The following is a 22,978-nucleotide window of genomic DNA, read 5'->3' as shown; positions in this document are numbered from 1 at the left end:
GATTGCCCTCCAATTATGATTGCTTATTTCTTACTATCAAGCTTCTGAACGTAATTTTCCTTATTCACTTGCCTTGCTCTTGCAATCGACAACGCTTCACCTGGTACATCTTTTGTGATGGTTGAACCAGCAGCAACATATGCACCCTTACCGATTGTAACAGGAGCAACTAAATTGGAATTGCAGCCAATAAAGACTCCATCTTCAATTTTAGTTAAGAATTTATTTTTACCATCATAATTCACAGTAATAGAGCCACAGCCGATGTTTACATCACTGCCGACTTCAGCGTCACCAATATAGCTAAGATGAGATGCTTTACTGCCTTTGCCAAAAACAGCCTTCTTGATTTCAACAAAGTTACCAATCTTGACCTCATCATAAATAGTGGATTCAGGACGAATATGGGCAAATGGGCCGATATTAACATGATTCCCAATTTTGCTCTTATGTGCATAGGATTGACGAATCACTGTTTCATTGCCAATTTCGCAATCATCAACTTCTGTATGTGGTCCAATTAGACATTCCGTACCAACAATCGTTTTTCCTTTAAGAATCGTTCCTGGGTAAATAACCGTATCTTGGCCAATTTCTACATTTGATTCAATATACGTGTTCGCAGGATCAATAATCGTAACCCCGTTACGCATATGAGCAATATTTATGCGGGCCCGCATGATTCGTTCTGCTTCCGCTAGCGCAACACGGTCATTGACACCCAGGGTTTCCTCCAAGTCACTTGTTTGATAAGCTGTAACAACTTCACCTTGGTTTTTCATAATTTCGATAACGTCTGGTAAGTAGTATTCCCCTTGAACATTCTCATTAGAAACATTTCTTAATGCTTCAAATAATGCCCGGTTATCAAAACAATACGTACCTGTATTAATCTCATTAATTTTACGTTCTGCATCAGAGGCATCTTTATGTTCAACAATTTTTTCAACAAGCCCATCTTCATTGCGAATGATGCGGCCGTATCCTGTTGGATCATCTATTCTCGCTGTAAGAACGGTAGCTTTTGCCCCCAATTCTTCATGGTGTTTAAACAAAGCCTCCATTGTTTCAGCCTTAATTAAAGGAGTATCACCGCATACCACAATGGTTACGCCCTCTTTTCCATCCAGCATGCTGTCAGCCTGCATAACCGCATGGGCTGTCCCAAGCTGCTCTTCCTGTAAGGCATAATGGCTCTTGTCACCCAATTGTGCCTGAACCATTTCAGCACCATGACCAATAATGGTAACCATTTCTTTCACATTTAATTGTGTTATTTGATCCACAACATGTTGAACCATAGGCTTTCCACAAACCGGGTGTAATACTTTATATAGCTTAGATTTCATCCGTGTTCCTTGTCCTGCGGCCAAAATCACAGCATATCGATTAGACATGTTAAGTCCTCCAATTTACCTTTTTATCCATTAAAAATATTAACGTAAATGGGCGCGGTTTTCAAGGAATGTTGAATAAATGGCTATTTTCGCTATATTGAGTTAATTAAAAAAAGGGGAAAATAATGAGGATTAAGGGGTTTGGGATTGAGGAATACTGGGTAAACACAATAAAAAGAGCCTTACTATGAAGAAAGGCCCTAGTTGTAAAAATCCTTAGGAAGCTCCAGCTTCTTCAAATTCTACTTCCAATTCACCTAAACGGTGATACTCCGCCAAAACAGCTTCTTGGATTTTACCGCGTGTACCCGAATTGATTGGATGCGCAATGTCACGAAATTCTCCGTCTGGAGTACGTTTACTTGGCATAGCTACAAATAAACCGTTATTTCCGTCAATAACACGAATGTCATGGACAACAAATTCATTATCCAATGTGATTGATGCAATCGCTCTCATTCGACCGTCCGTATTAACCCGGCGTAATCTTACGTCAGTTACTTCCATGTGCTCACACCCTTTTTTGTTATATAAAATGCTAGTTAAGTAATTCAACAATAAATCCTATAATCCTTCTAAAATTTTAAAATTTTTTTGAAAAATTAGGGCAAAATAGTGAACTTTTGTAAAATTCCTTATTTTCTAATGCAAATTTATATAAAAAAAGCGCTCGAATTATTTCACGAGCGCGACGACTTCAATTTCGACTAAGGCATCTTTTGGCAAACGGGCAACCTCTACACAAGACCGAGCTGGTTTATGTGTGGAGAAATATTCACCGTACACTTCATTCACAGCAGCAAATTCATCCATATTTTTAATAAAAACAGTTGCTTTAACGACCGTTTCAAGTGACGCTCCTGCTTCCGCTAAGACAGCCTGTAAGTTTTTGAATACCTGGTGGGTTTGTTCTCTAATGTCACCTGTTACCATGGTTCCTTCGGCTGTTAAAGGTATTTGTCCTGAACTATAGAACAAATTATTGACAACAATCCCTTGGGAATATGGCCCGATTGCAGCTGGCGCTTGATTAGTTTGCACTACTTTCATCTTAATCCCTCCATATTGTAAAATAGTTACCAGCTTGTACACTGATCTTTTTTTCTTTTACATCAACATCAGATAATTGCACAAGCGATAAATATTCATCCACTAACCGTTCTTGTATTTTCTCTGACTCCACTAAAACAGCAATTCCTGCCAAATGGGAATTAAATTCCTCCAGCATGCTGATCATTCCCATAACCGTTCCGCCAGCCTTCATAAAATCGTCAACGATCAGGACACGGGAATTCTGCTTCATACTTCTTTTTGACAATACCATGGTTTGGATCCTTTTCGCTGATCCCGATACATAATTTATGCTTACCGTCGGTCCCTCCGTTACGCGGCTGTCTCTGCGGACAATGACCACAGGGACATTTAACTGACTTGCGACCGCATAAGCAAGGGGGATTCCCTTGGTAGCGACTGTCATTACCACATCAATCTTTGAGTCCACATAGGCAGAGGCAATAATCCGGCCAGCTTTTTGAACAATTTGCGGGTCACCTAAAATATCCGTTAAATAGAGATATCCTCCCGGTAATAAACGTTCAGGACTTCCAATTAACTGGCATAGTTCATTTATAAATGGTTCTGCTTTTTCCTTGCTAATTTTAATAAAAAATTTCACACCGCCTGCAGCCCCTGGAACTGATTGCAAGGTACCAATCCCTCGTTGTTCAAAAGTCTCCTTGATGATTGCCAAATCTTCGCTAATCGATGATTTTGCCGAGGAATACCGTTCTGCAAAAAAAGTAAGTGGGACAAGCTGACGAGGATGGTCTAGCAAGTAATTCGTCATATCAATTAAGCGTTCACTGCGGCGAAATTTCATAATTAACCCCCAAAACCGAATATTCTATTTAAAGAATATCACTATTGTACGCCTTTAATCAAGAGAGTGTCGTTCTCCCAGCATTCGGACGGCAAATACTTGATCACAAAATCCTCTTAGACCGTTATAGATGCGATGCATCCTTGAATCGTGCTGGACCATTCCAAATACCGTCGGCCCGCTGCCGCTCATCAATACAGCATCTGCACCAAAGCGCTTCATTTGTTCCTTAATTTGTGCAACCTCCGGATGAAGAGGTAAGGTAACATCTTCAAGAACATTCCCCACATGATTACATAACTTTAAATAGTCGTGCTGATGAATGGATTCAATCATGGTGCCAATTTGTGGATGATTGGTTCCATTCAGATCTAAGCGCCGATATACTTCAGCGGTTGAAACCCCAATAAAGGGCTTTGCAAGAATGACCCAACAAGTGGGAGGCGGCGGGAGTTCCGTTATCACTTCTCCTCTTCCCGTTGCCAATGCTGTGCCCCCATATACACAAAATGAAACATCCGAACCAATTTCACTGCCAAGTACAGCCAATTCATCCAAACTTAATCCCAGTTCCCAAAGCCGGTTTAAGCCTCTTAACGTGGCAGCGGCATCACTGCTGCCCCCTGCTAACCCTGCAGCCACTGGTATTGTTTTTTCAATCGAAATCAATACGCCCTTCTTTACATTAAAGCGATTCTTTAACAGCTGGGCAGCTTGATACGCTAAATTACGCTGGTCATCAGGAACATATCGATTATGGGAATGAATATGTATTGACCCTTGTTCTAATAAGGTTAATTCCACCCGGTCAGCTAAATCAATGGTCGTCATGATCATTTCCACCTCATGATAGCCATCCGGGCGTTTATGTAAAACATCCAATGCTAAATTTATTTTAGCCGGTGCTTTGACTAAAAGCTTCACTACGTCACCTACTTTACATTAATCCCGCTCATGCACCTAGGGGGGTGCCTCCGCATTCCTTTTCCAAATTCCACATTTTGTCCTATTTTACCACAAAACGATAAATGTAAGACCTTAGTTATGAGATATAGTCTTAAAAAATATTATTTTTTACTAAATTTCGTCGAAAAAAGGATAATAATATCAAAAAAGGGCCAGTGACGGAGGTCCTTTTGGATCCCGGCACTGGCCCTGCTGTGGCGAGCTTTGCTTAAACGTATTGCGGAATATAGAAAAGCGCAAGCGGCCTGGTCAGCGGCGTATGGCCTGGAGCGCTCCAACTGAGATAAGGTGAAACTTCAATCAGCGAATGTTTTTTTCGCTGATTGTTAGTTGAACCAATCGGGTTCTTACGGGCAGTTGAGAATCTACTGCCCGTTAAACGCGATAAAGGAAACACGAAGAGCCGGAGGCGATTCGATGTTGACTTATCGTAGGGCGGAGCGCGAAGGACACTAGCCGCTAGGTCGCTGGAGCTGGACATCTTTAAGAACGCGGACCTTGGTTGGCCAGTTGTTCCTGTGCAAGTTCGACGGCACGCTTTACCATATTCCCTGCATCTCTTGCCCGTATGCCGCCCCATCCTTCTTTTTGGACGACATCATAAAAACCAAGTTCTTTTGCTAACTCTTCTTTAAAGTGTTCAGACATGATCCCTCTTCTTCTGCCCATCTAAACAACCCCTTTCTTGCCACAGCATTAGTAGTATTGATAAGAAAGAGGTTTTTCATTAAAGTTTTTAAACAGCAAAAAGCAGTAAACAAATTTGTTTACTGCCACCCATTGCTTATATACTAGCTTAGCGCTACATGTCCTGCTGCATCATCATAGAAAGTGATTTGAACTGTTTCTGTTAATACATCTGCGTAACTGTAAGAAACACGTTCGAATGAATTTTCGTCTTGATCTAGTTCAATAACAAAAACAGATGGGTAAGTTTCAGCTAAAACTCCAGAACGTTCGATTGTTTTCCTTCGTCCTCCATTGGCTTTAAGCAATAATCTTTTTCCCAAATTTGTGTCAAGAGCCTTTTTGATATCGGCTAAGGTTTTTGGCATTCGGTCCACCTCACTGTGTAAAGTATAACACACTGACATATTTCTGTCAAACAAAAATATAAATTATATCAGTCCGACAAAATGATTGTCAATATTTTTTATTCTACTTTTTCCACTATTTTTCAACATTTATTATGGTTACCTGATGGCTGTGTATTATGTATACTGTGTAAAAAAATAGACCCATTAGAGAAAAAGGGAGCTTTTTGATGGAAAATGTCCAATGGCTCCACAATTCTAATAGGTTTATTCTTCATCCTCCTGGATGGGCCGATATGGCATGCCTGTACGCAGGACCCCTCTTGTTTCAATCCCTCCAAGACCCTTATCACCGGTTAATGTATTTCGGATGACATCCCAGACATTGATTCGCTCCATAAAAGGGGTAAAGCTTATTTTAGCCACAATATACACAGGATCAAGAGCATGTATGTTAATTCTAGATGGAGAACTTGCGAAATTTGCACCGGCGTGAATGAGTGATTCAAAATGGGATTGACAGGCTCCTGCAAAAATCACCAGCTGATCTAGATGAGGAATCTTCTTGCGGGCCTCTCTGACCGTTTGGACAAAGTGTTTTGAATGACGATAGGCATTAATGTCCGTTATCTTCCCTTTTGCCTTTGAATAGGCATCATGGCCTGTTACAACAAGGATATCAGGACGGTACATATCAATTAATTCACCAATTCTATTTGCCATTTCTTTCTCATTGCAATGGATACCTAGCACAGGAATACCGATTTTTTCATATAAACTCATGCATTTTTTTAAATAGATAGGATCGCCATCCAGATGGAGCACCTTGCCGGGCATTTGAAAATAGTTATTCGGTTTTATATATCCACCTGTTGCCTCATACTCCTGACGGTGTTTTATCAAATCCACATCCTGTGAAAATAGCCTTAACGACTGTTCCTCAAGCGTCCGATACTCTTGGCGAAGCTTCATTCGTTGGTCTTGATTGATGACAATCAAATCCGTGTATGGGGCATCAGCGATTAGTCGTAAATCTTCACCATATAGAATCGCTACTTTTTGATGATTGATCGTGCGTATATCGATTACGCGAAATAGCAGATCACAGTTATATGATTTTCTCCCAACAATATTATTTATATTTATTTCCACTGCTGTCACTCCAATAAGACCAGCCACGGCCTTTAAGTATGAGTTCTCTCATAGGCTATGCGGGTGAATTTGTCCTTGTGAAAAATTTATTAAATATGGGTCGATAGAAGTATATTTAAGAAACGATAAAGAGCCCTCATGGATAGACCATGAGGACAGATTGGGCTCTTGTTTTTCGCTTTTTGTCCTCATGAACCTCTCATGCGGACTGACGAGGGTCTTTTCTTTCCTTCTTGTCCTCATGAACCAAACAAAAAGGAGGACAGCAAAAGTTCTAACGGAAATGAGGATATAGTTCATCACTTAAGCGGCCAAATTCCTCCAAAGATAGTGTTTCTCCCCTGCGGGCAGGGTCAACCCCACTATTCGATAGGGCGGTGAGAATGGACTCCTTCTTTTGTTTCCCGTCCGGAAGCTGACTGGTTAGGTTATTTAAGATTGTTTTTCTTCGTTGTGCAAAGCACGATTTTGTCACCTGAAAAAAGAAGCCTTCATCCCTTACTGAAACAGCAGGTCGGTCCCGTTTTGTCAATCTAATCACCGCAGAGTCGACATTAGGCTGCGGCACAAAAACGGTTTTAGGAACAATCATAACAGTTTCTGCTTCGGTATAGTATTGAACAGCAATTGAAAGTGACCCATAATCCTTCGTACCGGGCTTGGCTGAAATACGATCGGCTACTTCTTTTTGTAACATACAAACAATCCCGCGGATGGGCAATTTCTCCTCAAGCAGTTTCATAATGATTGGGGTGGTTACGTAATAAGGTAGATTGGCTACGACCATAATATCATTCAAATCTTCAAATTCTTCGTCCATCACCTGCTGAACGTCTGCCTCTAATACATCCTTATGGATGACCCTCACATTTTCATAGGGCGACAATGTTTCATTCAAAATGGGTAATAATCTTTGGTCAATTTCAAAGGCAACCACTTTTTTACTCGTTCGAGCCAGCTGCTCGGTAAGAGCGCCAATTCCCGGGCCAATTTCAATCGCCCCTGAACTTTCAGTCAAATTGGCAAAGCTAACGATTTTTTTTAATATATTTGTATCAATTAAAAAGTTTTGACCGAGGCTTTTCTTAAAAGAAAAACCATATTTTTCTAGAATAGCCCTCGTTCTTACAGGGGTGGCAATATCTTTATCCATGTTGTTCCTCCTGACGTACAACACTTAACGCTTTTGCAAATTCTTCTTTGCTGATTTGAAACATCATTAAGCGTTTATGCAGTTGTTTTCCATTTGTATAACCGATTTTTAATAATTTACCGAGGTACATCCTGCGTTCTTTAGCACCCGTACCCCCAATGAGACCAGCCATCAGCAAGTCCTCTTGGGTGATTTCTTCTAAGATTACCTCGGACATGGTTTGCGCATCTTTTAGTGCCTCTCTGATAGCCTCTGGGCTGGCATGCTCTACACCAAGCCCTTTACCATTTCTGGCGATAGCAGCTTCCTTAGTCAGAAAAGCGTGTTTGCAGCCTGGTACCTCCGCTGCAATGGTCTTTCTAATCTTTTCACCAGGAAAATCCGGGTCTGTAAAAATAATGACACCCCGTGTTTCATGAGCACGCTTGACTTTTTCAATCGTCATTTGATTGACTGCAGATCCATTTGTTTCAATCGTGTCGGCATCAACTGCCCGCTTAATGGCTGTTGTGTCATCTTTTCCCTCAACCACAATAATTTCTTTAATCTTCATGTTATCAGCCATATCCTCCGTAATATAATCCATGAAATTGAAAAAAACTTGAAACATTTTTGTAATGTCCATCGTCTATATTAGTAAACCCACTCATACAATAAAAGTAAGAAAAGGTGCTCTAATTGCCCCAAAAAAATTGTATGTATCGTAGTAAGTATAAAGAAAATCAACAAAAAAGCAAAATGCAGAGGAATCATCCCCTGCATTTGCGAACATTATTGCAAAATCTTTATTTTAACCTTCTTACGTCCCCAGCGGTAGGCTTCTGCCTTGGAAGGCATTAATAAATCAATAATGTTCCCTTTAATGGCTCCACCTGTATCAGCTGCCACAGCGTATCCGTAACCTTCCACGTACACTTTGGTGCCAAGCGGAATGACTCTCGGATCGACCGCAATCACCTTCATGTTTGGATTTGCACGGAGATTCAGACCGGTTGCTGTTCTTCCTGAACAACCATTACAATAAGCAGTGTAGGCAGTAGCCGTTACGTAAAACTCTTTTCCTGTTTCCTCTGCACCACGTGAAACTTGCAGGGCTAAATCCTTCGTTCCGACAGCCACAACTTTATCCTTTTTCGTAAGTATGTTCTGCTCAGTCATTAACTTCCTGGATACTTCCTTGCCATTTTCTAATACGACTTCGTATTGTTTAGCTACACGCCCATGTTTACCAGGAGAAATGACTTTTTCTTGCCCTTTTTCCAAACTATCATCTTTTTTTGTTACCACGGCAAACTGTACGGGTTCTTCCACTACATCGGTGACTTTTTCTACGCGAATGACGTTAACAACACCATTCTCTGCTATGGTTTCTGTTAATGACGGTTCAACTCGGTCTAATTCATTTAGTTTGATGCCCTGTTGTGTTAAAAAGTCAGCGACCGTAGCCGAAGTGGTCCAAACTTGTTTTTCCTTCCCGCCATCCAAAAATGTAAGATGATAAGCAATATTTAGCTTAATATTCATCTTATCTCTTATTGCCGCCTGTGGTTTAGGTGAAATTTGGTCTTGTTCTTTTAAAACAATGTTCTGTTCTTTTAGAAATTCAGCCACCGTACTGGCTGTAGTCCAGATCGTTTTCTTCTCGTTGTCTTTGACAATGTGAACCATGTTCGCCTGCTTCCAAACGACATTAAGGTTTTCATTTACCTTTTTATTTGCCTTTGGATACAGGTAGTCTTGTGAGCGAAGGGGCACATCCAGTTCATCTAGTAATTCTTTGATGGTATCTGCATGTGTTTTGACGATCTCAGGCTTGCCATTAAGCGTTATTGCTACAGTGTGCTTTGAACCCTCAAAAAAGAGAATCCCAAGAGCTGTCAGCAAAACTAGGAAACTAGCAAAAGCAATGATCAAATTCCTCCCACTCAAAGACTCGGAAAACAGGTTTTTCATGTTTTTGAATACGATGAAAAACGCCTCCTTTTCTCGGAGAGAATATAGAATACCTTGCTGTCGGCTGTCAATCCTTACATTTCCTGCAAATGTATTTCTAATTATGCACATTATTGGAAATTTTGCAAAGAAAAACTTATCGACACGGTTATCCTATGTTGAAAAGGAGACATGTAGAACTTTTTGTTATCAGAAAAAATTAGGACAAGCTTCTAGACCTTTCGACAAATTCTCTTATCATTTTATGGCGAAACATTTTTTAGCATTTCGTGTCGTTGCTTCCGCTACTTCTTCAAAGGTCAATCCTTTTAATTCGGCAATTTCTTTAGCAACCAGCTTTACATAACTTGGCTCGTTTCTTTTTCCACGGAATGGATGGGGGGCCAAATACGGACAATCTGTTTCAATTAACAACTTGTCTAAAGGTATTTCGGCTGCAACCTCTTTTGGCTTTTTTGCATTTTTGAAGGTTACTGGACCGCCAAGAGAAATATAAAAATTCATTTTCACACATTCTTTGGCCACCTCCGGGCTGCCGCTGAAGCAGTGCATAATCCCCCCTACTTCCTCTGCTTGTTCTTCCTTTAGAATTTCCACAATATCGGCTGTTGCCTCACGATTATGAATGACAATGGGAAGCTTTACTCTTTTGGCCAGACGAATTTGTTTGCGAAAAACTTCCTTTTGAATATCTTTTGGTGACTTGTCCCAATGATAATCCAAACCCATTTCCCCAATTGCGACAACCTTTGGGTGGGCAGCCAACTCCTCTATCCACTTTAAATCTTCATCCGTCATATCAATTGCATCAACAGGATGCCAGCCAACACAAGCATACATAAACTCATATTTTTCGGTTAACTCCATGGCCCGCTGAATGGTTGGGCGATCAAAGCCAACAATGACCATATTGGCAACTCCCTCAGATTGCGCCCTTGCAATTACGTCCTCTAAGTCTTCATTAAATTGTTCGTCATTTAAATGTGCATGTGTATCAAATAGCATAATAAAGCTCCTTTTACATTTTTTTCAAACGTTCTAGCATGAATATCTATCATTTTCACTCTTAAAAGGTAAACTACCCTTTTTTGCTAAAATCCATGATGAATGGCATAAAAAGTAGAAATATCCCGAAAATTGTTACACGTGAAACATTGAAAAGCTGAAGCGCCTGTTTAGCGGCGTATGGACTGGAGCGCTTCGACTGAGATAAGGTAAAACTTCAATCAGCGAACGTTTTTCTCGCTGATTGTTAGTTGAACCGATCGGGTTCTTACGGGCAGTTGAGAATCTACTGCCCGTTAAACACGATAAAGGAAACACGGAGAGCGTTAGCGATCCGATGTTTACTTATCGTAGGGCGGAGAGCGAAGGACACTAGCCGCTAGGGCGCTGGAGCTAGACATATTTCAAAGCGGAAGCGCCCTGGTCCTAAAGAAAAAACGCCTTAATTCAGGCGCCTTTTCTTTTATCTTTATTTCACCTTTGAACCGTTTGGCAAAGTTTGATCCACGGTTGCTAAAGACAGCTGGCCATCCTTAGATCCAGCTAAAATCATTCCTTGTGATAGCTCTCCACGTAATTTAACCGGCTTTAAATTTGTGATACAAATTACCTTGCGGCCGACCAATTCTTCTGGTTTATAATATTGGGCAATCCCTGAAACAACTTGACGCTGTTCATAGCCAAGGTCAAGCTGCAGCTTAAGAAGTTTATCTGCCTTTTTGATTGGTTCGGCTTGCGTCACTTCCGCTACACGCAGATCAATCTTCATAAAATCATCAATGGAGATTTCAGGAAGCTCCTCTGGCTTTTCTTCCTTCTTTTCTTCCACAACCGGTGTGGAACCTTGCATTTTTGTTTTGATGAATTCCACTTCGTCAGCAATCTCAAGTCGAGGGAATAGTGGGGTATCCTTCTCAACCTTTGTTCCACTTGGAATCTGGCCAAATTTTTCGAGACTCTCCCATGCTTTCAACCCGTCATCATGTATGCCTAACTGTTTAAACATCCCTTGCGGTGTACGAGTTAAAAACGGTTGTAACAGGATTGCCGTACGCCGTAATGACTCCGCCAAGTGGACCATCACACTGGCAAGTTCCCCTTTCCGGTTCTCATCCTTTGCCAATGTCCACGGCTGTGTTTCATCAATATATTTATTAGTTCGGCTCACTAACTGCCAAATGGATGTTAATGCTACGGAGAACTCCATTTTCTCCATTGCTTCCTCGTATTTTTCTACTGTTTCACGATTAACCTGCAGCAACGAGTCATCATATTCACTTACAGAACCAGTATAATCCGGAATAACTCCAGCAAAATATTTTTCTATCATGGCAACGGTGCGGTTTAACAGATTACCAAGGTCATTTGCTAAGTCAAAGTTAATTCTTTCGACAAATCCTTCTGGTGTAAAGACACCATCAGCGCCAAATGGAACCTCTCTTAATAAATAATAGCGAAGCGCATCTAGACCATACCGATCAATCAAGGTAACCGGGTCGACGACATTGCCTTTAGATTTGGACATTTTTCCATCCTTCATCAAAAGCCAGCCATGGGCAAATACCTTTTTAGGAAGCGGCAAATCCAAAGCCATTAACATGATAGGCCAATAAATGGTGTGGAAGCGGACAATTTCTTTTCCAACTAGATGAACATCAGCAGGCCAATATTTCTGATACTTCTCATCATTCTCCGTACTATAACCTAATGCAGTAATATAGTTAGATAAGGCATCAATCCAAACATAAATCACATGTTTAGGATCTCCTGGAACCTTAATGCCCCAATCAAACGTTGTTCTAGAAACAGCTAAATCTTCCAAACCTGGTTTGATAAAGTTATTAATCATTTCATTCTTCCGTGATTCCGGTTGAATGAATCCAGGGTTTTCCTCATAATACTTAAGAAGTCTGTCAACATAGTTACTCATTCTAAAAAAGTATGATTCTTCTTTTACCTTTTCAACAGGGCGGCCGCAATCAGGGCATTTTCCGTCAACTAATTGGCGGTCCGTAAAAAATGACTCACAAGGAGTACAATACCAGCCTTCGTATTGATCAAGGTATATATCTCCCTGTTCTAGGAGTCTGGCAAAGATTTTTTCGACAACTTGTTTATGCCGATCTTCCGTTGTACGGATAAAATCATCATAAGAAATATCAAGTTTATCCCATAGTTCTTTGATTCCGCTAACAATCCCATCCACATACTGCTGCGGTGTAATTCCTGTCTCTTCTGCTTTTCGTTGAATTTTTTGTCCGTGCTCATCAGTACCTGTTAAGTACATAACATCAAACCCGCGCATCCGTTTATAACGGGCCATCGCATCACCAGCCACCGTGGTGTATGCATGGCCAATATGTAAATTTCCACTTGGATAGTAAATCGGTGTCGTTAGATAAAATGTTTTTAATTTTTCCACCATCATTTTCCTCCTAAAAAATCACAAATCCTATTAATCCATTATTGCCTCTTTTTTCGGCTTCTATCATCAAAATATACCGAAAAATAAACATTTGTGCAAGAAAGCCTCATTATAGACTTCCATTTTTTTAAAATTTCTTCCTTATACACCCATAAAGGTATATAGACCTACGAACCATATGAACGAGAGGGATTTTGTAGAACTTTGTCGAATAATAACACATAGGTTCATAATAAAATATTTTCATTACAATAGTATTATAAACCTATATTAGGATAGAGAACTCTAGTAACACCTTGATAAATAAGACATATTCAATTGGAAAAAATTATCACTTTATTTTTAACATAAAATAATTGACGGATATGGGAACTACTGGTATTATTAATTCATAAGAAATTTGTCGAATTATGGCGAATAAATAGATACAGATAGGGTATATACGAGAGGAGTTTTTTAAATGAAATCTACAGGTATTGTTCGTAAAGTTGATGAATTAGGTCGTGTCGTGATTCCGATTGAATTAAGACGTACACTTGGAATTGCTGAAAAGGATGCACTTGAAATTTATGTGGATGACGAGCGCATTATCTTGAAAAAATACAAGCCAAATATGACTTGCCAAGTAACTGGTGAAGTGTCTGATGATAACATGACACTTGCTGGTGGAAAATTAATTTTAAGCCGTGAAGGTGCGGAATTATTAATAGAAGAAATTCAAAAAAACTTTCAATTAGCAAAATAAAAAAATCCAGCCTAAAATGGCTGGATTTTTTTTATTCTTCAGTTATATGATAAGCCTGATAAACTTCTCGTTTGCTTAATCCACGATCCTTTGCAGTTTGTTTAATCGCTTCTTTGGAAGACATACTGCCTGTGGCTATGTAATGATTTACGTGTTCTTCAAGCGATAAAGGTTCCCACCAGCTTGTTTCTTCTTCCGGTTGTAGATCGGTTCCCTCCACAATGATACAAAATTCACCACGGATTTCATCCTTTTCCGACCAAGCTATGACCTCTTCGAGCGTTCCACGAATAAACTCTTCGTATTTCTTCGTTAACTCCCTGCAAATGGCAATATTCCTATTTCCAAGAACATCGAGCATGATCGCTAGTGTTTCTTTTAGGCGATGTGGTGATTCATAAAAGATTAATGTGGCTATTTGCTTCTTCAGGCTTTCTAATTCGATCCGCTTATCTTTCTTGTTCCGATTTAAAAATCCGTAAAAATAAAAGGGCTGGCAGGAAATCCCCGAAGCAATCAGGGATGTAAGTGCTGCATTAGCTCCCGGTAAGGGTACTACTGTCACATGTTCACTAATAGCAGCTGTAACCAATTCATATCCTGGGTCCGAAATGGCAGGCATTCCAGCATCACTAACGAGAGCTACTTTTAATCCCTGCAGGATTTTTTGGATCAGCTTCTCTCCGCTCGATTCTTTATTGTGCTCATGATAACTAACTACTGGCGTCTCTATTTCAAAGTAATTACATAACTTTCGTGTATTTCTTGTATCTTCAGCAGCAATTAGGTCTGCTTCCTTTAAAATTCTGATAGCACGAAAACTCATATCCTCCAAGTTTCCAATCGGTGTAGGAACTAGATAAAGAATTCCTTTATTCGCCTCGTTCTCGAAGCTTTTCTGCTGCCACATCATCATCACCGTTCCTTATTAAAAACTCCAGCTTTTTCTTCCTGGATAATTGTTTAAACTGATACTCAGCCTTTAATGCATCACTTTTATCCTCAAACTCTTGAAAATAGGTCAATTGGACAGGTCCTCTGCCTCGTGTATATTTGGCTCCTTTACCTTCATTATGCATCTTAATTCTTCGATCAAGATTATTTGTATAGCCGCCGTACAGACTGCCATCGCTGCAGGTAAGAACGTAAAAGTAATGAGGGCTGCTACTCTCCATATAAAATCCCTCTTATTTCAGGTGTGTATTCACCCGCTTCATTATAAACCACCAGGGGCGGCAAAATCTTCAAATCAGGGCTGCCATCCTTAATAGCCTCGACTAAAAGCGTATTGGCCTCCTGCCCTTGCTTAGGATAAACAAATTGAATTCTTTTTGGCTCAAGCCTATATTTTCTCATTAACGTAATCATATCAATAAGCCTGCCTGGACGGTGAACAAAGGCTACCTTTCCGCCCTGTCGAACTAATTGACTGGAGGCTTTTAAACAATCTTCTAATGTACAGTAAATCTCATGCCGTGCAATTGCCAAATACTCATTTGGATTGACTTCAGCCTTTGACGGGGTTGTAAAATAAGGAGGATTACAGGTAACCACATCAAAAGTACCGAACCCAAGTTGTTTCGGCATGTCTTTAAGATCACCATGAATCATGGTTAATCGGTTTGAAAGTCCATTATAGTCAATACTTCTTATTGCCATATCTGCTAAACGTTCTTGTATTTCTACACCTGCTATATTGCCTTTTGTTCGAGCACTGAGAAATAAGGGAATAACCCCATTTCCGCTGCAAAGATCAAGTAAATTACCCTTTTGAATAGGGACATAAACAAATCGGGCCAGCAAGACGGCATCGAGTGAAAAAGCAAAAACAGATGGGCTTTGAATGATCCGTAAATTTTCCGCTAATAAATAATCAAGCCGCTCATCGTCTTTTAAGTTCACCACAGGGATCCATCCTATCTAAATATGTATGAAAATAGAGGCTGATATGGTCAGCCTCTTTAGGTTATTTCTTATTAAGAAATGAAAGACAGAATAAACAATCTCCATCCTTCCGCAAACTTCCAAAGTGAAGGTTACAAATATGAAACCCTTCTTGATAAAGACGGGCGAGGTTATCATATCCTTCTCCAACATCAAAAAGCTTGCCTCCGGGAGATAGCACGTCAGACTGACTGCCTTTTTTATTCTCCGATTCTTTCTTTTCTGCTTCGGTGGTTACATCTAAACGGCGCCTTAGATGCTCATTTTCAAGCTTTAAATAATGATTCTCTTCTAGTATTTCAGCTAAGTGCTGCTTTAATTCTCCCAGCTGTTGGTAAAGATGGCCAATTTGTGTTTCCATATTACTAACTGATTCAAATATTTCCTTCTTATCCACGGCTTCCACCTCATTAATCTGTGGATTGTATAGAAAAGGCACCTTCTTTAATGATTTCATCCAAAGTATACTCCAGAACCCGTTCTTGTTCCTTTAGTTCAACCTGAAGTACCCGCTCTAATATATTTAATCCTACCACTTTTCCTTTACCTTGTGGTGTATCAATCATCTCCCCTAAATCAGGCAGAGCTTCTTTAGCGGATTCATATTCATCATTTTCATATTTTAAACAGCACATAAGTCTGCCGCATAACCCAGATATCTTTGTTGGATTTAGTGATAGATTTTGGTCCTTCGCCATTTTAATGGATACCGGATCGAAATCACCTAAAAAAGTAGAACAGCATAGCATTCTTCCACATGGACCGATCCCACCGAGCATTTTGGCCTCATCACGGACACCTATTTGACGTAATTCAATCCTGGTCCGAAATATTGCTGCTAAGTCTTTTACCAGCTCACGGAAATCTACTCTTCCATCAGCTGTAAAGTAAAAGATGACCTTGTTTCGATCAAATGTATATTCAACATCAACTAATTTCATATCAAGCTGATGCTCATTCACTTTTTCATTACAGACCTCGTAAGCCTCGAGGGCGGCCTGCTTGTTTTCCTCTACAATCATTTTATCCTTTGGGTCAGCAATTCTAACCACCCTTTTTAATGGAAGGACCACATCGTGCTCTTCAACTTGTTTACGTGCGATGACTGCTTTTCCATATTCAACGCCGCGGACAGTTTCCACGATCACAAAGTCATCCTTTTCGATTGAGAGGTCTCCTGGATCAAAATAATAGATTTTCCCCGCTTTTTTAAAGCGTACTCCTACAACATCATACAAATGAAGATCCCTCCTGCAATTTTAACACAAGCTGTTCCATCATTAGCTGAGGATTCATATTTGCCTGCAGCTTCCTTTTGGCATCAAGAATAGCTGACATTTGATCCGTTAAGCGCCGTCCAGATGTTTGCAGTGCATATTGTCTTAACCGTTCAGTTTCTCCTTTAAAAACAATTTGCTCCTGCTTATCTAATTGTATATATAGTAAATCCTTAAAAATAAGAAGTAATAAATCTAAACCACGTTGAATCTGCTCTTTTTCCTTAAAGTGCAAAAACCATCCTTCCTGGAGTGTGACCATTGCCTCCAACGGATTTTTTTTTAACACCTCATATAATTTTACCACTATTTTTTGGGCTTGTGCAAACCATTCATCGACATTTAATTTGAGAGCTTCATCCATGTTATTGGTTAGCTGGGCTAATAGCGGTGCTTTTACTAGTTCAACGCCATTTTCAACGAGCTGCTTGACCATAACCGGCGGTGCTAATGGCTGAAATGCTAATATTTGGCATCTAGATAGGATGGTTGGGAGCATTTGCTGGAGTTGTTCGGTTAATAGAAATGCAACCGTTCCTGGATTTGGTTCTTCCAAAAACTTTAGCAAACTATTGGAAGCACTCACACTCATTTTATCCGCATGTACAATCAGGTACACCTTTTTCAAGGACTCTACTCCTTTTTTGGCAAACTCTGCTTGCAAACCTCTAATTTGGTCTACTTTAATCGATAAACCATCAGGTTCAATTAAATGTACATCGGGATGATTTCCACTATTAATCCGCTGACAATTATTACAGGTTTCACAGGGCTGATAGCCATCAATCGGTGCCTTACAAAAAAGGGCTTTTGTGAGTAACAAAGCAATTTCCCTTTTTCCTGTTCCTCTCATGCCCTCCAAAAGGTATGCATGGGCAACTCGATTTTTCAGCAAGCTGTTCTTTATCATTTTCAAGACGGTTGGCTGCAGCTCTTCTAGTTGGTCCCATGTTTTTCCCAAGCTAATCACTCACTTATCTAAATTAGAAATAGTTAAAAATGCACAAAATGTTCAATTGGTAAGACGAATACAGTTGCCCCGCCTACCTCGACTTCTACTGGATATGGAACATATGAATCTGCATTTCCACCCATTGGTGAAACTGGGGCCACGAGTTGGTCTCTAGACCTGCAGTTGTCTTTAATAATTTGAAGGGCTCGGTCAACCCGAATATCCTCAGTACCTATCATAAAAGTAGTGTTCCCTGACTTCAAAAATCCACCGGTACTAGCTAATTTGGTTGCTCTAAAATTGTTATCTACTAGTGCCCTGGATAAACGATTACTATCCTGATCTTGAACAACGGCGATGATGAGTTTCATATGAACACCCTCTCTTCTATTTATTACAACTATAGTTTCCACTTACTTTATATTATAACAGGTTCCACGCCAGCATTCCTTTGTAATAGATTGAATACCAAATTAATTTTAATCCAGCCCTATGTAAGCTTTATGTATTTGATAGTTTTAGCCCCCCTTATTACCAGTATAAAAATAAAAAGCCCTCCAAAGAAGGCATTTAAAATCTTTCGTGAATAGGTATACGTTTATAGTAATAAAAAGTTTTATAAATTCAACCTCTCCATTAATACTTTATTCGAATCAGAGACTACCTTTTCAATTTCCTGATTGGCATTTACTCTGATGATTCTTTTAGGAAACCGTTTTAAAACTTCTTCATATCCCTCTCGTACTTGAACATGAAAATGAATCTCTTCTAGGTCTAGCCTATTTACTTCTCTTTCTTCGTTCTTCCTAATTCGGCTTAAACCTGTTTGTGGATCTAGGTCCAAGTATAAAGTTAGATTTGGCATAAAGGTTCCAATTGCAAATTCATTAATGGTGAGGACTTCATCAATCCCTAACCCTCTTGCATGGCCCTGATAGGCTAAACTGCTATCAATAAACCGATCACATAATACGATCTTACCTTCAGTTAGAGATGGAATAATTTTTTCTACTAAATGCTGTCTTCTCGCTGCAGCATAAAGGAGGGCCTCTGTCCGGCCATCCATTTTGGTATTATTCTTATCCAGAATAACCGAACGTATCTGTTCAGCAATATCAATACCGCCGGGTTCTCTTGTCACCACTACGCTCTTCCCTCTGCTTTCAAGGAAATCTTTTAGGTAGCGTATCATCGTTGATTTTCCAGATCCCTCGACACCCTCAAGGGTAATTAAGTAACTCATATATCCTACTCTCCTATCATTGTTACGTCTATGTTGTCATAAGAAAAGCGCAAGCGTCCTGTTCAGCGGCTACGGCCTGGAGCTAAACAATTCTCAAAGTCAAAACTTATAAATTCTTATGTAAGACAAACGTCTTAATCATCCTGCTTTTTAATAATGATCCACCTTGAAACCTTGCCCCTGAAGATAAAAGCTGATTCAACCTATTTAGTTTTTCCTCCGTTATTCTTTCCCCTTTTAAAAATAAAGGGATCCCAGGAGGATAGGGGGTAATATTCTCGGCACAAACAGCACCGGCTGCTTGGTCTATTTGCACTTGTCCCACCGCTATGCCAGCCATTTCATGATAAGGAATAGCCAGCTCTGAAATCTTTAGACCGCTAGTGTGATATTCTTCTTTGAGCTCAAATACAGGCAGATCTCTGAGCGCTTTGTTTATTTTCTCAGCGGTCTCTTCCAATGGATAGAGTTGACAAGCTTTTAATAGCGGCAGAATGAATAACACATTAAAAGGATCAGCTAATTCCGTAAAAATCCCCAACTTCTCCAATTGTTGTTGGAGTTCAAAACCATTTAATCCGCATCTTGACTGGATCGTGATTTTTAAAATGTCCCCTTGGTCATTTGGATAGTCTAACACTTTGATTCCAGGAATAACAGCTAATGCGCTTTTAAAGCGTTTGACTTCATATTGTAAAAAGGACAAATCCCTTTGTTCATATGTAGCTAAGTAATTTCTGGCTAGGTCCAGCGAGGCCATGATGGGGTAGGAAGGGCTGCTCGTTTGAAAAATATCTAAGTAGTCTTTTACCTTTTCATGGTTTACCAAATGACTATTAACATGCAAAAAGGACCCCATTGTCATCGCAGGTAATGTTTTGTGTGCTGAATGAACAACGATATCTGCACCTAACGCAAGAGACGAGGCCGGGAATGATTCGCCAGCGATAAAATGCGCTCCATGTGCTTCATCCACTAATACAGGCAGATGATGGTCATGAGCCAGAGTTATAATACTTTGTAAATCATAAATCATTCCATAATAATTAGGATAAGTGACTACAATAGCTTTTGCATCAGGATAAAGCGCTAGTGCCTGTTCAACTGTCTTCCTAGTAACGCCGGCCGTTATTTTCCACTCTTGATTCCATTCAGGTTCAAGAAACACCGGGATTGCCTTTGCTAACCTTAAGGCATTTAAGACAGACTTATGACAGTTTCGTTGGACAAGGACAATATCACCTTCTGAACAGGCTGCCATAATCATGGCAAGGTTACCTGCGGTTGACCCATTCACAAGGAAAAAGCTTTTTTTCGAATGATATAAATCCTGTAATAGTTCTTCTGCTTCGAGTATTGCTCCCTCTGGTGCATGTAAGTCGTCTAATCCCGTTAGCTCTGTTGCATCTATTTTTAATAGTTGTTCAAAGTATTCACTTGCTGCAGCGGGTGCAAGCTGCCCATATTTATGTCCTGGAACATGAAAAGAAACAGGGTTCTTGTTAACATGTGCTTGAATTGCTTCAAATATAGGTATTCTTGATTGTGAGTTCATTTATCTATCTTCCTTCTAAGAGTCTTATTTATTTTAACAAAAATTTTATAGCTATTCCTATTTTCGCCAAAAAAATAAAGCCCTTTAAGGACTTGTTATGAAAAAATTTCTGGAGTTGTTATTTTTCTTAGCTGTTTTAGAAAATATTTATATTTAGGATCATTTGTATCTGTTTGAATTAAATCCGTTTCACAATCGGTACATATAAACGAAGTGTATAGATGTATACCTCTTGGTTTAAGATTCTCACAAATAACGCACGTTTCCTCATAATGATTATGTGCTAATGAACTCAATCCCTCCACCTCCATACACCCATTCTGTCCTTAAAAACTAATTTGTATACAATTTTTCGAATTGTCTTGTTCAACGCATCCTGTATTATACTATGTTACAAATAGCCATTGGGTGTATGTCTATAGGTGTTTTCTTTAAATACACTTCGTACTTTTTTACTTTTTTCTTAAATTCTTTTATAGAACGTAAAAAGACAACCCATTACAGGTTGTCTTTTGTGTGCCTGGCAACGTCCTACTCTCACAGGGACGCGTGTCCCAACTACCATCGGCGCTGAGAAGCTTAACTTCCGTGTTCGGTATGGGAACGGGTGTGACCTTCTCGCCTTAATTACCAGACTATTTAATTAGAGGTTCATTCCCTCAAAACTAGATAATGCAGAAGAAGTTTTAAAAACTCAAGTTCACCTAATATAAATGGTTAAGTCCTCGAACGATTAGTATCAGTCAGCTCCACATGTCGCCACGCTTCCACCTCTGACCTATCAACCTGATCATCTTTCAGGGTTCTTACTAGCTTGACGCTATGGGAAATCTCATCTTGAGGGGGGCTTCATGCTTAGATGCTTTCAGCACTTATCCCGTCCGCACATAGCTACCCAGCGATGCCTTTGGCAAGACAACTGGTACACCAGCGGTGCGTCCATCCCGGTCCTCTCGTACTAAGGACAGCTCCTCTCAAATTTCCTGCGCCCACGACGGATAGGGACCGAACTGTCTCACGACGTTCTGAACCCAGCTCGCGTACCGCTTTAATGGGCGAACAGCCCAACCCTTGGGACCGACTACAGCCCCAGGATGCGATGAGCCGACATCGAGGTGCCAAACCTCCCCGTCGATGTGGACTCTTGGGGGAGATAAGCCTGTTATCCCCGGGGTAGCTTTTATCCGTTGAGCGATGGCCCTTCCATGCGGAACCACCGGATCACTAAGCCCGACTTTCGTCCCTGCTCGACTTGTAGGTCTCGCAGTCAAGCTCCCTTGTGCCTTTACACTCTACGAATGATTTCCAACCATTCTGAGGGAACCTTTGGGCGCCTCCGTTACTCTTTAGGAGGCGACCGCCCCAGTCAAACTGCCCACCTGACACTGTCTCCCACCCCGATAAGGGGTGCGGGTTAGAATTTCAATACAGCCAGGGTAGTATCCCACCGACGCCTCCACCGAAGCTAGCGCTCCGGCTTCTCAGGCTCCTACCTATCCTGTACAAGCTGTACCAAAATTCAATATCAGGCTACAGTAAAGCTCCACGGGGTCTTTCCGTCCTGTCGCGGGTAACCTGCATCTTCACAGGTACTATAATTTCACCGAGTCTCTCGTTGAGACAGTGCCCAGATCGTTACGCCTTTCGTGCGGGTCGGAACTTACCCGACAAGGAATTTCGCTACCTTAGGACCGTTATAGTTACGGCCGCCGTTTACTGGGGCTTCGATTCAGAGCTTCGCTTGCGCTAACCCCTCCTCTTAACCTTCCAGCACCGGGCAGGCGTCAGCCCCTATACTTCGCCTTGCGGCTTCGCAGAGACCTGTGTTTTTGCTAAACAGTCGCCTGGGCCTATTCACTGCGGCTCTTCGAGGCTATGAACCTCAAAGAGCACCCCTTCTCCCGAAGTTACGGGGTCATTTTGCCGAGTTCCTTAACGAGAGTTCTCTCGCTCACCTTAGGATTCTCTCCTCGCCTACCTGTGTCGGTTTGCGGTACGGGCACCTTTTATCTCGCTAGAGGCTTTTCTTGGCAGTGTGGAATCAGGAACTTCGGTACTAAATTTCCCTCGCTGTCACAGCTCAGCCTTCACGGTGAACGGATTTTCCTATTCACCAGCCTAACTGCTTAGACGCGCATATCCAACAGCGCGCTTACCCTATCCTCCTGCGTCCCCCCATCACTCAAACGATAAAGAGGTGGTACAGGAATATCAACCTGTTGTCCATCGCCTACGCCTTTCGGCCTCGGCTTAGGTCCCGACTAACCCTGAGCGGACGAGCCTTCCTCAGGAAACCTT

24 protein-coding genes and 2 rRNA genes (1 of these 26 running past the window's edge) are annotated in these 22,978 nt (G+C 40.8%); 1 reads left to right on the top strand and 25 read right to left on the bottom strand.

The features are described from left to right. Positions 1–23: 23 nt before the first annotated feature. The 13 genes from glmU to metG all read right to left on the bottom strand — a co-directional run bounded on the left by glmU (position 24) and on the right by metG (position 12,964). Positions 24–1,397 carry a bifunctional UDP-N-acetylglucosamine diphosphorylase/glucosamine-1-phosphate N-acetyltransferase GlmU gene (glmU, locus tag AC4E8C_RS00295; RefSeq protein ID WP_490209374.1) on the bottom strand — a complete coding sequence of 458 codons (1,374 nt, stop codon included), beginning with the start codon at positions 1,395–1,397 and terminating at the stop codon, positions 24–26. 216 nt (positions 1,398–1,613) lie between these two features. Beyond that, a complete protein-coding gene (spoVG, locus tag AC4E8C_RS00290; RefSeq protein WP_003347151.1) occupies positions 1,614–1,904 on the bottom strand; it encodes a septation regulator SpoVG in 291 nt (96 codons plus the stop codon). 168 nt (positions 1,905–2,072) lie between these two features. Then, complete coding sequence (gene ridA, locus AC4E8C_RS00285; protein ID WP_490209372.1) at positions 2,073–2,447, bottom strand: 2-iminobutanoate/2-iminopropanoate deaminase; 375 nt, start codon at positions 2,445–2,447, stop codon at positions 2,073–2,075. 1 nt (position 2,448) lies between these two features. Further along, the gene (gene purR / locus AC4E8C_RS00280) at positions 2,449–3,276 is read right to left on the bottom strand and encodes a pur operon repressor (protein WP_490209370.1); all 828 of its coding nucleotides are present in this window, start codon (positions 3,274–3,276) and stop codon (positions 2,449–2,451) included. 54 nt (positions 3,277–3,330) lie between these two features. After that, positions 3,331–4,200, bottom strand: coding sequence for a 4-(cytidine 5'-diphospho)-2-C-methyl-D-erythritol kinase (ispE, locus tag AC4E8C_RS00275; RefSeq protein ID WP_490209369.1), 870 nt, complete (start codon positions 4,198–4,200; stop codon positions 3,331–3,333). A 525-nt stretch (positions 4,201–4,725) separates the two neighbouring features. Then, positions 4,726–4,911 (bottom strand): small, acid-soluble spore protein, alpha/beta type, encoded by a 186-nt coding sequence (locus tag AC4E8C_RS00270; RefSeq protein WP_490209367.1) that lies wholly within the window; start codon positions 4,909–4,911, stop codon positions 4,726–4,728. A 122-nt stretch (positions 4,912–5,033) separates the two neighbouring features. Then, complete coding sequence (gene veg, locus AC4E8C_RS00265) at positions 5,034–5,297, bottom strand: biofilm formation stimulator Veg (protein ID WP_007084178.1); 264 nt, start codon at positions 5,295–5,297, stop codon at positions 5,034–5,036. A gap of 246 nt (positions 5,298–5,543) precedes the next feature. Next, positions 5,544–6,428, bottom strand: coding sequence for a sporulation peptidase YabG (yabG, locus tag AC4E8C_RS00260; RefSeq protein WP_490209365.1), 885 nt, complete (start codon positions 6,426–6,428; stop codon positions 5,544–5,546). A gap of 274 nt (positions 6,429–6,702) precedes the next feature. After that, the gene (gene rsmA / locus AC4E8C_RS00255; protein WP_490209364.1) at positions 6,703–7,581 is read right to left on the bottom strand and encodes a 16S rRNA (adenine(1518)-N(6)/adenine(1519)-N(6))-dimethyltransferase RsmA; all 879 of its coding nucleotides are present in this window, start codon (positions 7,579–7,581) and stop codon (positions 6,703–6,705) included. Continuing rightward, complete coding sequence (gene rnmV / locus AC4E8C_RS00250; protein WP_490212423.1) at positions 7,574–8,134, bottom strand: ribonuclease M5; 561 nt, start codon at positions 8,132–8,134, stop codon at positions 7,574–7,576. Before rnmV ends, rsmA begins: the two co-directional genes overlap by 8 nt. 218 nt (positions 8,135–8,352) lie before the next feature. Next, positions 8,353–9,534, bottom strand: a complete 1,182-nt coding sequence (locus AC4E8C_RS00245) for a ubiquitin-like domain-containing protein (RefSeq protein WP_490209362.1) — start codon at positions 9,532–9,534, stop codon at positions 8,353–8,355. Positions 9,535–9,771: 237 nt separating this feature from the next. Next, on the bottom strand, positions 9,772–10,539 hold the full coding sequence (locus AC4E8C_RS00240) for a TatD family hydrolase (RefSeq protein WP_490209360.1): 768 nt from the start codon (positions 10,537–10,539) through the stop codon (positions 9,772–9,774). Between the two features lie 469 nt (positions 10,540–11,008). Then, the gene (metG, locus tag AC4E8C_RS00235; protein ID WP_490212422.1) at positions 11,009–12,964 is read right to left on the bottom strand and encodes a methionine--tRNA ligase; all 1,956 of its coding nucleotides are present in this window, start codon (positions 12,962–12,964) and stop codon (positions 11,009–11,011) included. Positions 12,965–13,424: 460 nt separating this feature from the next. Here metG and abrB point away from each other — a divergent pair, with 460 nt between their 5' ends. Beyond that, positions 13,425–13,709, top strand: a complete 285-nt coding sequence (abrB, locus tag AC4E8C_RS00230; protein ID WP_488327220.1) for a transition state genes transcriptional regulator AbrB — start codon at positions 13,425–13,427, stop codon at positions 13,707–13,709. Between the two features lie 31 nt (positions 13,710–13,740). Here the strand turns inward: abrB and rsmI are convergent, their stop codons facing one another. From rsmI to AC4E8C_RS00170, 12 genes are all read right to left on the bottom strand, one after another. Beyond that, a complete protein-coding gene (gene rsmI / locus AC4E8C_RS00225) occupies positions 13,741–14,619 on the bottom strand; it encodes a 16S rRNA (cytidine(1402)-2'-O)-methyltransferase (protein WP_490212421.1) in 879 nt (292 codons plus the stop codon). Further along, entirely contained in the window at positions 14,582–14,884 is a 303-nt protein-coding gene (locus AC4E8C_RS00220; protein WP_490209358.1) for a GIY-YIG nuclease family protein, read from the bottom strand. The genes rsmI and AC4E8C_RS00220 overlap by 38 nt, the downstream gene beginning before the upstream one ends. Beyond that, on the bottom strand, positions 14,874–15,614 hold the full coding sequence (locus AC4E8C_RS00215; RefSeq protein ID WP_490209356.1) for a tRNA1(Val) (adenine(37)-N6)-methyltransferase: 741 nt from the start codon (positions 15,612–15,614) through the stop codon (positions 14,874–14,876). Before AC4E8C_RS00215 ends, AC4E8C_RS00220 begins: the two co-directional genes overlap by 11 nt. A 61-nt stretch (positions 15,615–15,675) precedes the next feature. Further along, the gene (gene yabA / locus AC4E8C_RS00210; protein WP_490212420.1) at positions 15,676–16,050 is read right to left on the bottom strand and encodes a DNA replication initiation control protein YabA; all 375 of its coding nucleotides are present in this window, start codon (positions 16,048–16,050) and stop codon (positions 15,676–15,678) included. A gap of 13 nt (positions 16,051–16,063) precedes the next feature. Beyond that, on the bottom strand, positions 16,064–16,891 hold the full coding sequence (locus AC4E8C_RS00205) for a PSP1 domain-containing protein (RefSeq protein WP_490209355.1): 828 nt from the start codon (positions 16,889–16,891) through the stop codon (positions 16,064–16,066). Then, positions 16,884–17,891 carry a DNA polymerase III subunit delta' gene (holB, locus tag AC4E8C_RS00200; protein ID WP_490209354.1) on the bottom strand — a complete coding sequence of 336 codons (1,008 nt, stop codon included), beginning with the start codon at positions 17,889–17,891 and terminating at the stop codon, positions 16,884–16,886. Before holB ends, AC4E8C_RS00205 begins: the two co-directional genes overlap by 8 nt. A gap of 32 nt (positions 17,892–17,923) precedes the next feature. Then, on the bottom strand, positions 17,924–18,253 hold the full coding sequence (darA, locus tag AC4E8C_RS00195) for a cyclic di-AMP receptor DarA (RefSeq protein WP_490209353.1): 330 nt from the start codon (positions 18,251–18,253) through the stop codon (positions 17,924–17,926). 245 nt (positions 18,254–18,498) lie between these two features. Beyond that, positions 18,499–19,125, bottom strand: a complete 627-nt coding sequence (gene tmk / locus AC4E8C_RS00190; protein ID WP_490209352.1) for a dTMP kinase — start codon at positions 19,123–19,125, stop codon at positions 18,499–18,501. A 106-nt stretch (positions 19,126–19,231) separates the two neighbouring features. After that, the gene (locus AC4E8C_RS00185; protein ID WP_490209350.1) at positions 19,232–20,680 is read right to left on the bottom strand and encodes an aminotransferase class I/II-fold pyridoxal phosphate-dependent enzyme; all 1,449 of its coding nucleotides are present in this window, start codon (positions 20,678–20,680) and stop codon (positions 19,232–19,234) included. Positions 20,681–20,775: 95 nt separating this feature from the next. Then, positions 20,776–20,991 carry a sigma factor G inhibitor Gin gene (locus tag AC4E8C_RS00180; RefSeq protein WP_490209349.1) on the bottom strand — a complete coding sequence of 72 codons (216 nt, stop codon included), beginning with the start codon at positions 20,989–20,991 and terminating at the stop codon, positions 20,776–20,778. A gap of 207 nt (positions 20,992–21,198) precedes the next feature. Beyond that, positions 21,199–21,315: ribosomal RNA gene (gene rrf / locus AC4E8C_RS00175) — 5S ribosomal RNA — on the bottom strand. 78 nt (positions 21,316–21,393) lie between these two features. Continuing rightward, positions 21,394–22,978, bottom strand: a 23S ribosomal RNA gene (locus AC4E8C_RS00170) (it continues 1,353 nt past the right edge of the window).

The sequence above is a fragment of the Neobacillus sp. SRL179 genome (assembly GCF_984799095.1).
Note: the sequence above shows the minus strand (reverse complement) of the source record. Positions and strands in the feature narration are given on the sequence as shown.

Coding starts and splice junctions, on each gene's coding strand:
- veg (WP_007084178.1), bottom strand. CDS start 5,297: ATGCCAAAAACCTTAGCCGATATCAAAAAGGCTCTTGACACAAATTTG.
- AC4E8C_RS00220 (WP_490209358.1), bottom strand. CDS start 14,884: ATGGAGAGTAGCAGCCCTCATTACTTTTACGTTCTTACCTGCAGCGAT.
- metG (WP_490212422.1), bottom strand. CDS start 12,964: ATGGTGGAAAAATTAAAAACATTTTATCTAACGACACCGATTTACTAT.
- AC4E8C_RS00240 (WP_490209360.1), bottom strand. CDS start 10,539: ATGCTATTTGATACACATGCACATTTAAATGACGAACAATTTAATGAA.
- spoVG (WP_003347151.1), bottom strand. CDS start 1,904: ATGGAAGTAACTGACGTAAGATTACGCCGGGTTAATACGGACGGTCGA.
- rnmV (WP_490212423.1), bottom strand. CDS start 8,134: ATGAAGATTAAAGAAATTATTGTGGTTGAGGGAAAAGATGACACAACA.
- rsmA (WP_490209364.1), bottom strand. CDS start 7,581: ATGGATAAAGATATTGCCACCCCTGTAAGAACGAGGGCTATTCTAGAA.
- darA (WP_490209353.1), bottom strand. CDS start 18,253: ATGAAACTCATCATCGCCGTTGTTCAAGATCAGGATAGTAATCGTTTA.
- AC4E8C_RS00245 (WP_490209362.1), bottom strand. CDS start 9,534: ATGAAAAACCTGTTTTCCGAGTCTTTGAGTGGGAGGAATTTGATCATT.
- tmk (WP_490209352.1), bottom strand. CDS start 19,125: ATGAGTTACTTAATTACCCTTGAGGGTGTCGAGGGATCTGGAAAATCA.
- ridA (WP_490209372.1), bottom strand. CDS start 2,447: ATGAAAGTAGTGCAAACTAATCAAGCGCCAGCTGCAATCGGGCCATAT.
- AC4E8C_RS00270 (WP_490209367.1), bottom strand. CDS start 4,911: ATGGGCAGAAGAAGAGGGATCATGTCTGAACACTTTAAAGAAGAGTTA.
- abrB (WP_488327220.1), top strand. CDS start 13,425: ATGAAATCTACAGGTATTGTTCGTAAAGTTGATGAATTAGGTCGTGTC.
- AC4E8C_RS00185 (WP_490209350.1), bottom strand. CDS start 20,680: ATGAACTCACAATCAAGAATACCTATATTTGAAGCAATTCAAGCACAT.
- AC4E8C_RS00180 (WP_490209349.1), bottom strand. CDS start 20,991: ATGGAGGTGGAGGGATTGAGTTCATTAGCACATAATCATTATGAGGAA.
- rsmI (WP_490212421.1), bottom strand. CDS start 14,619: ATGTGGCAGCAGAAAAGCTTCGAGAACGAGGCGAATAAAGGAATTCTT.
- glmU (WP_490209374.1), bottom strand. CDS start 1,397: ATGTCTAATCGATATGCTGTGATTTTGGCCGCAGGACAAGGAACACGG.
- purR (WP_490209370.1), bottom strand. CDS start 3,276: ATGAAATTTCGCCGCAGTGAACGCTTAATTGATATGACGAATTACTTG.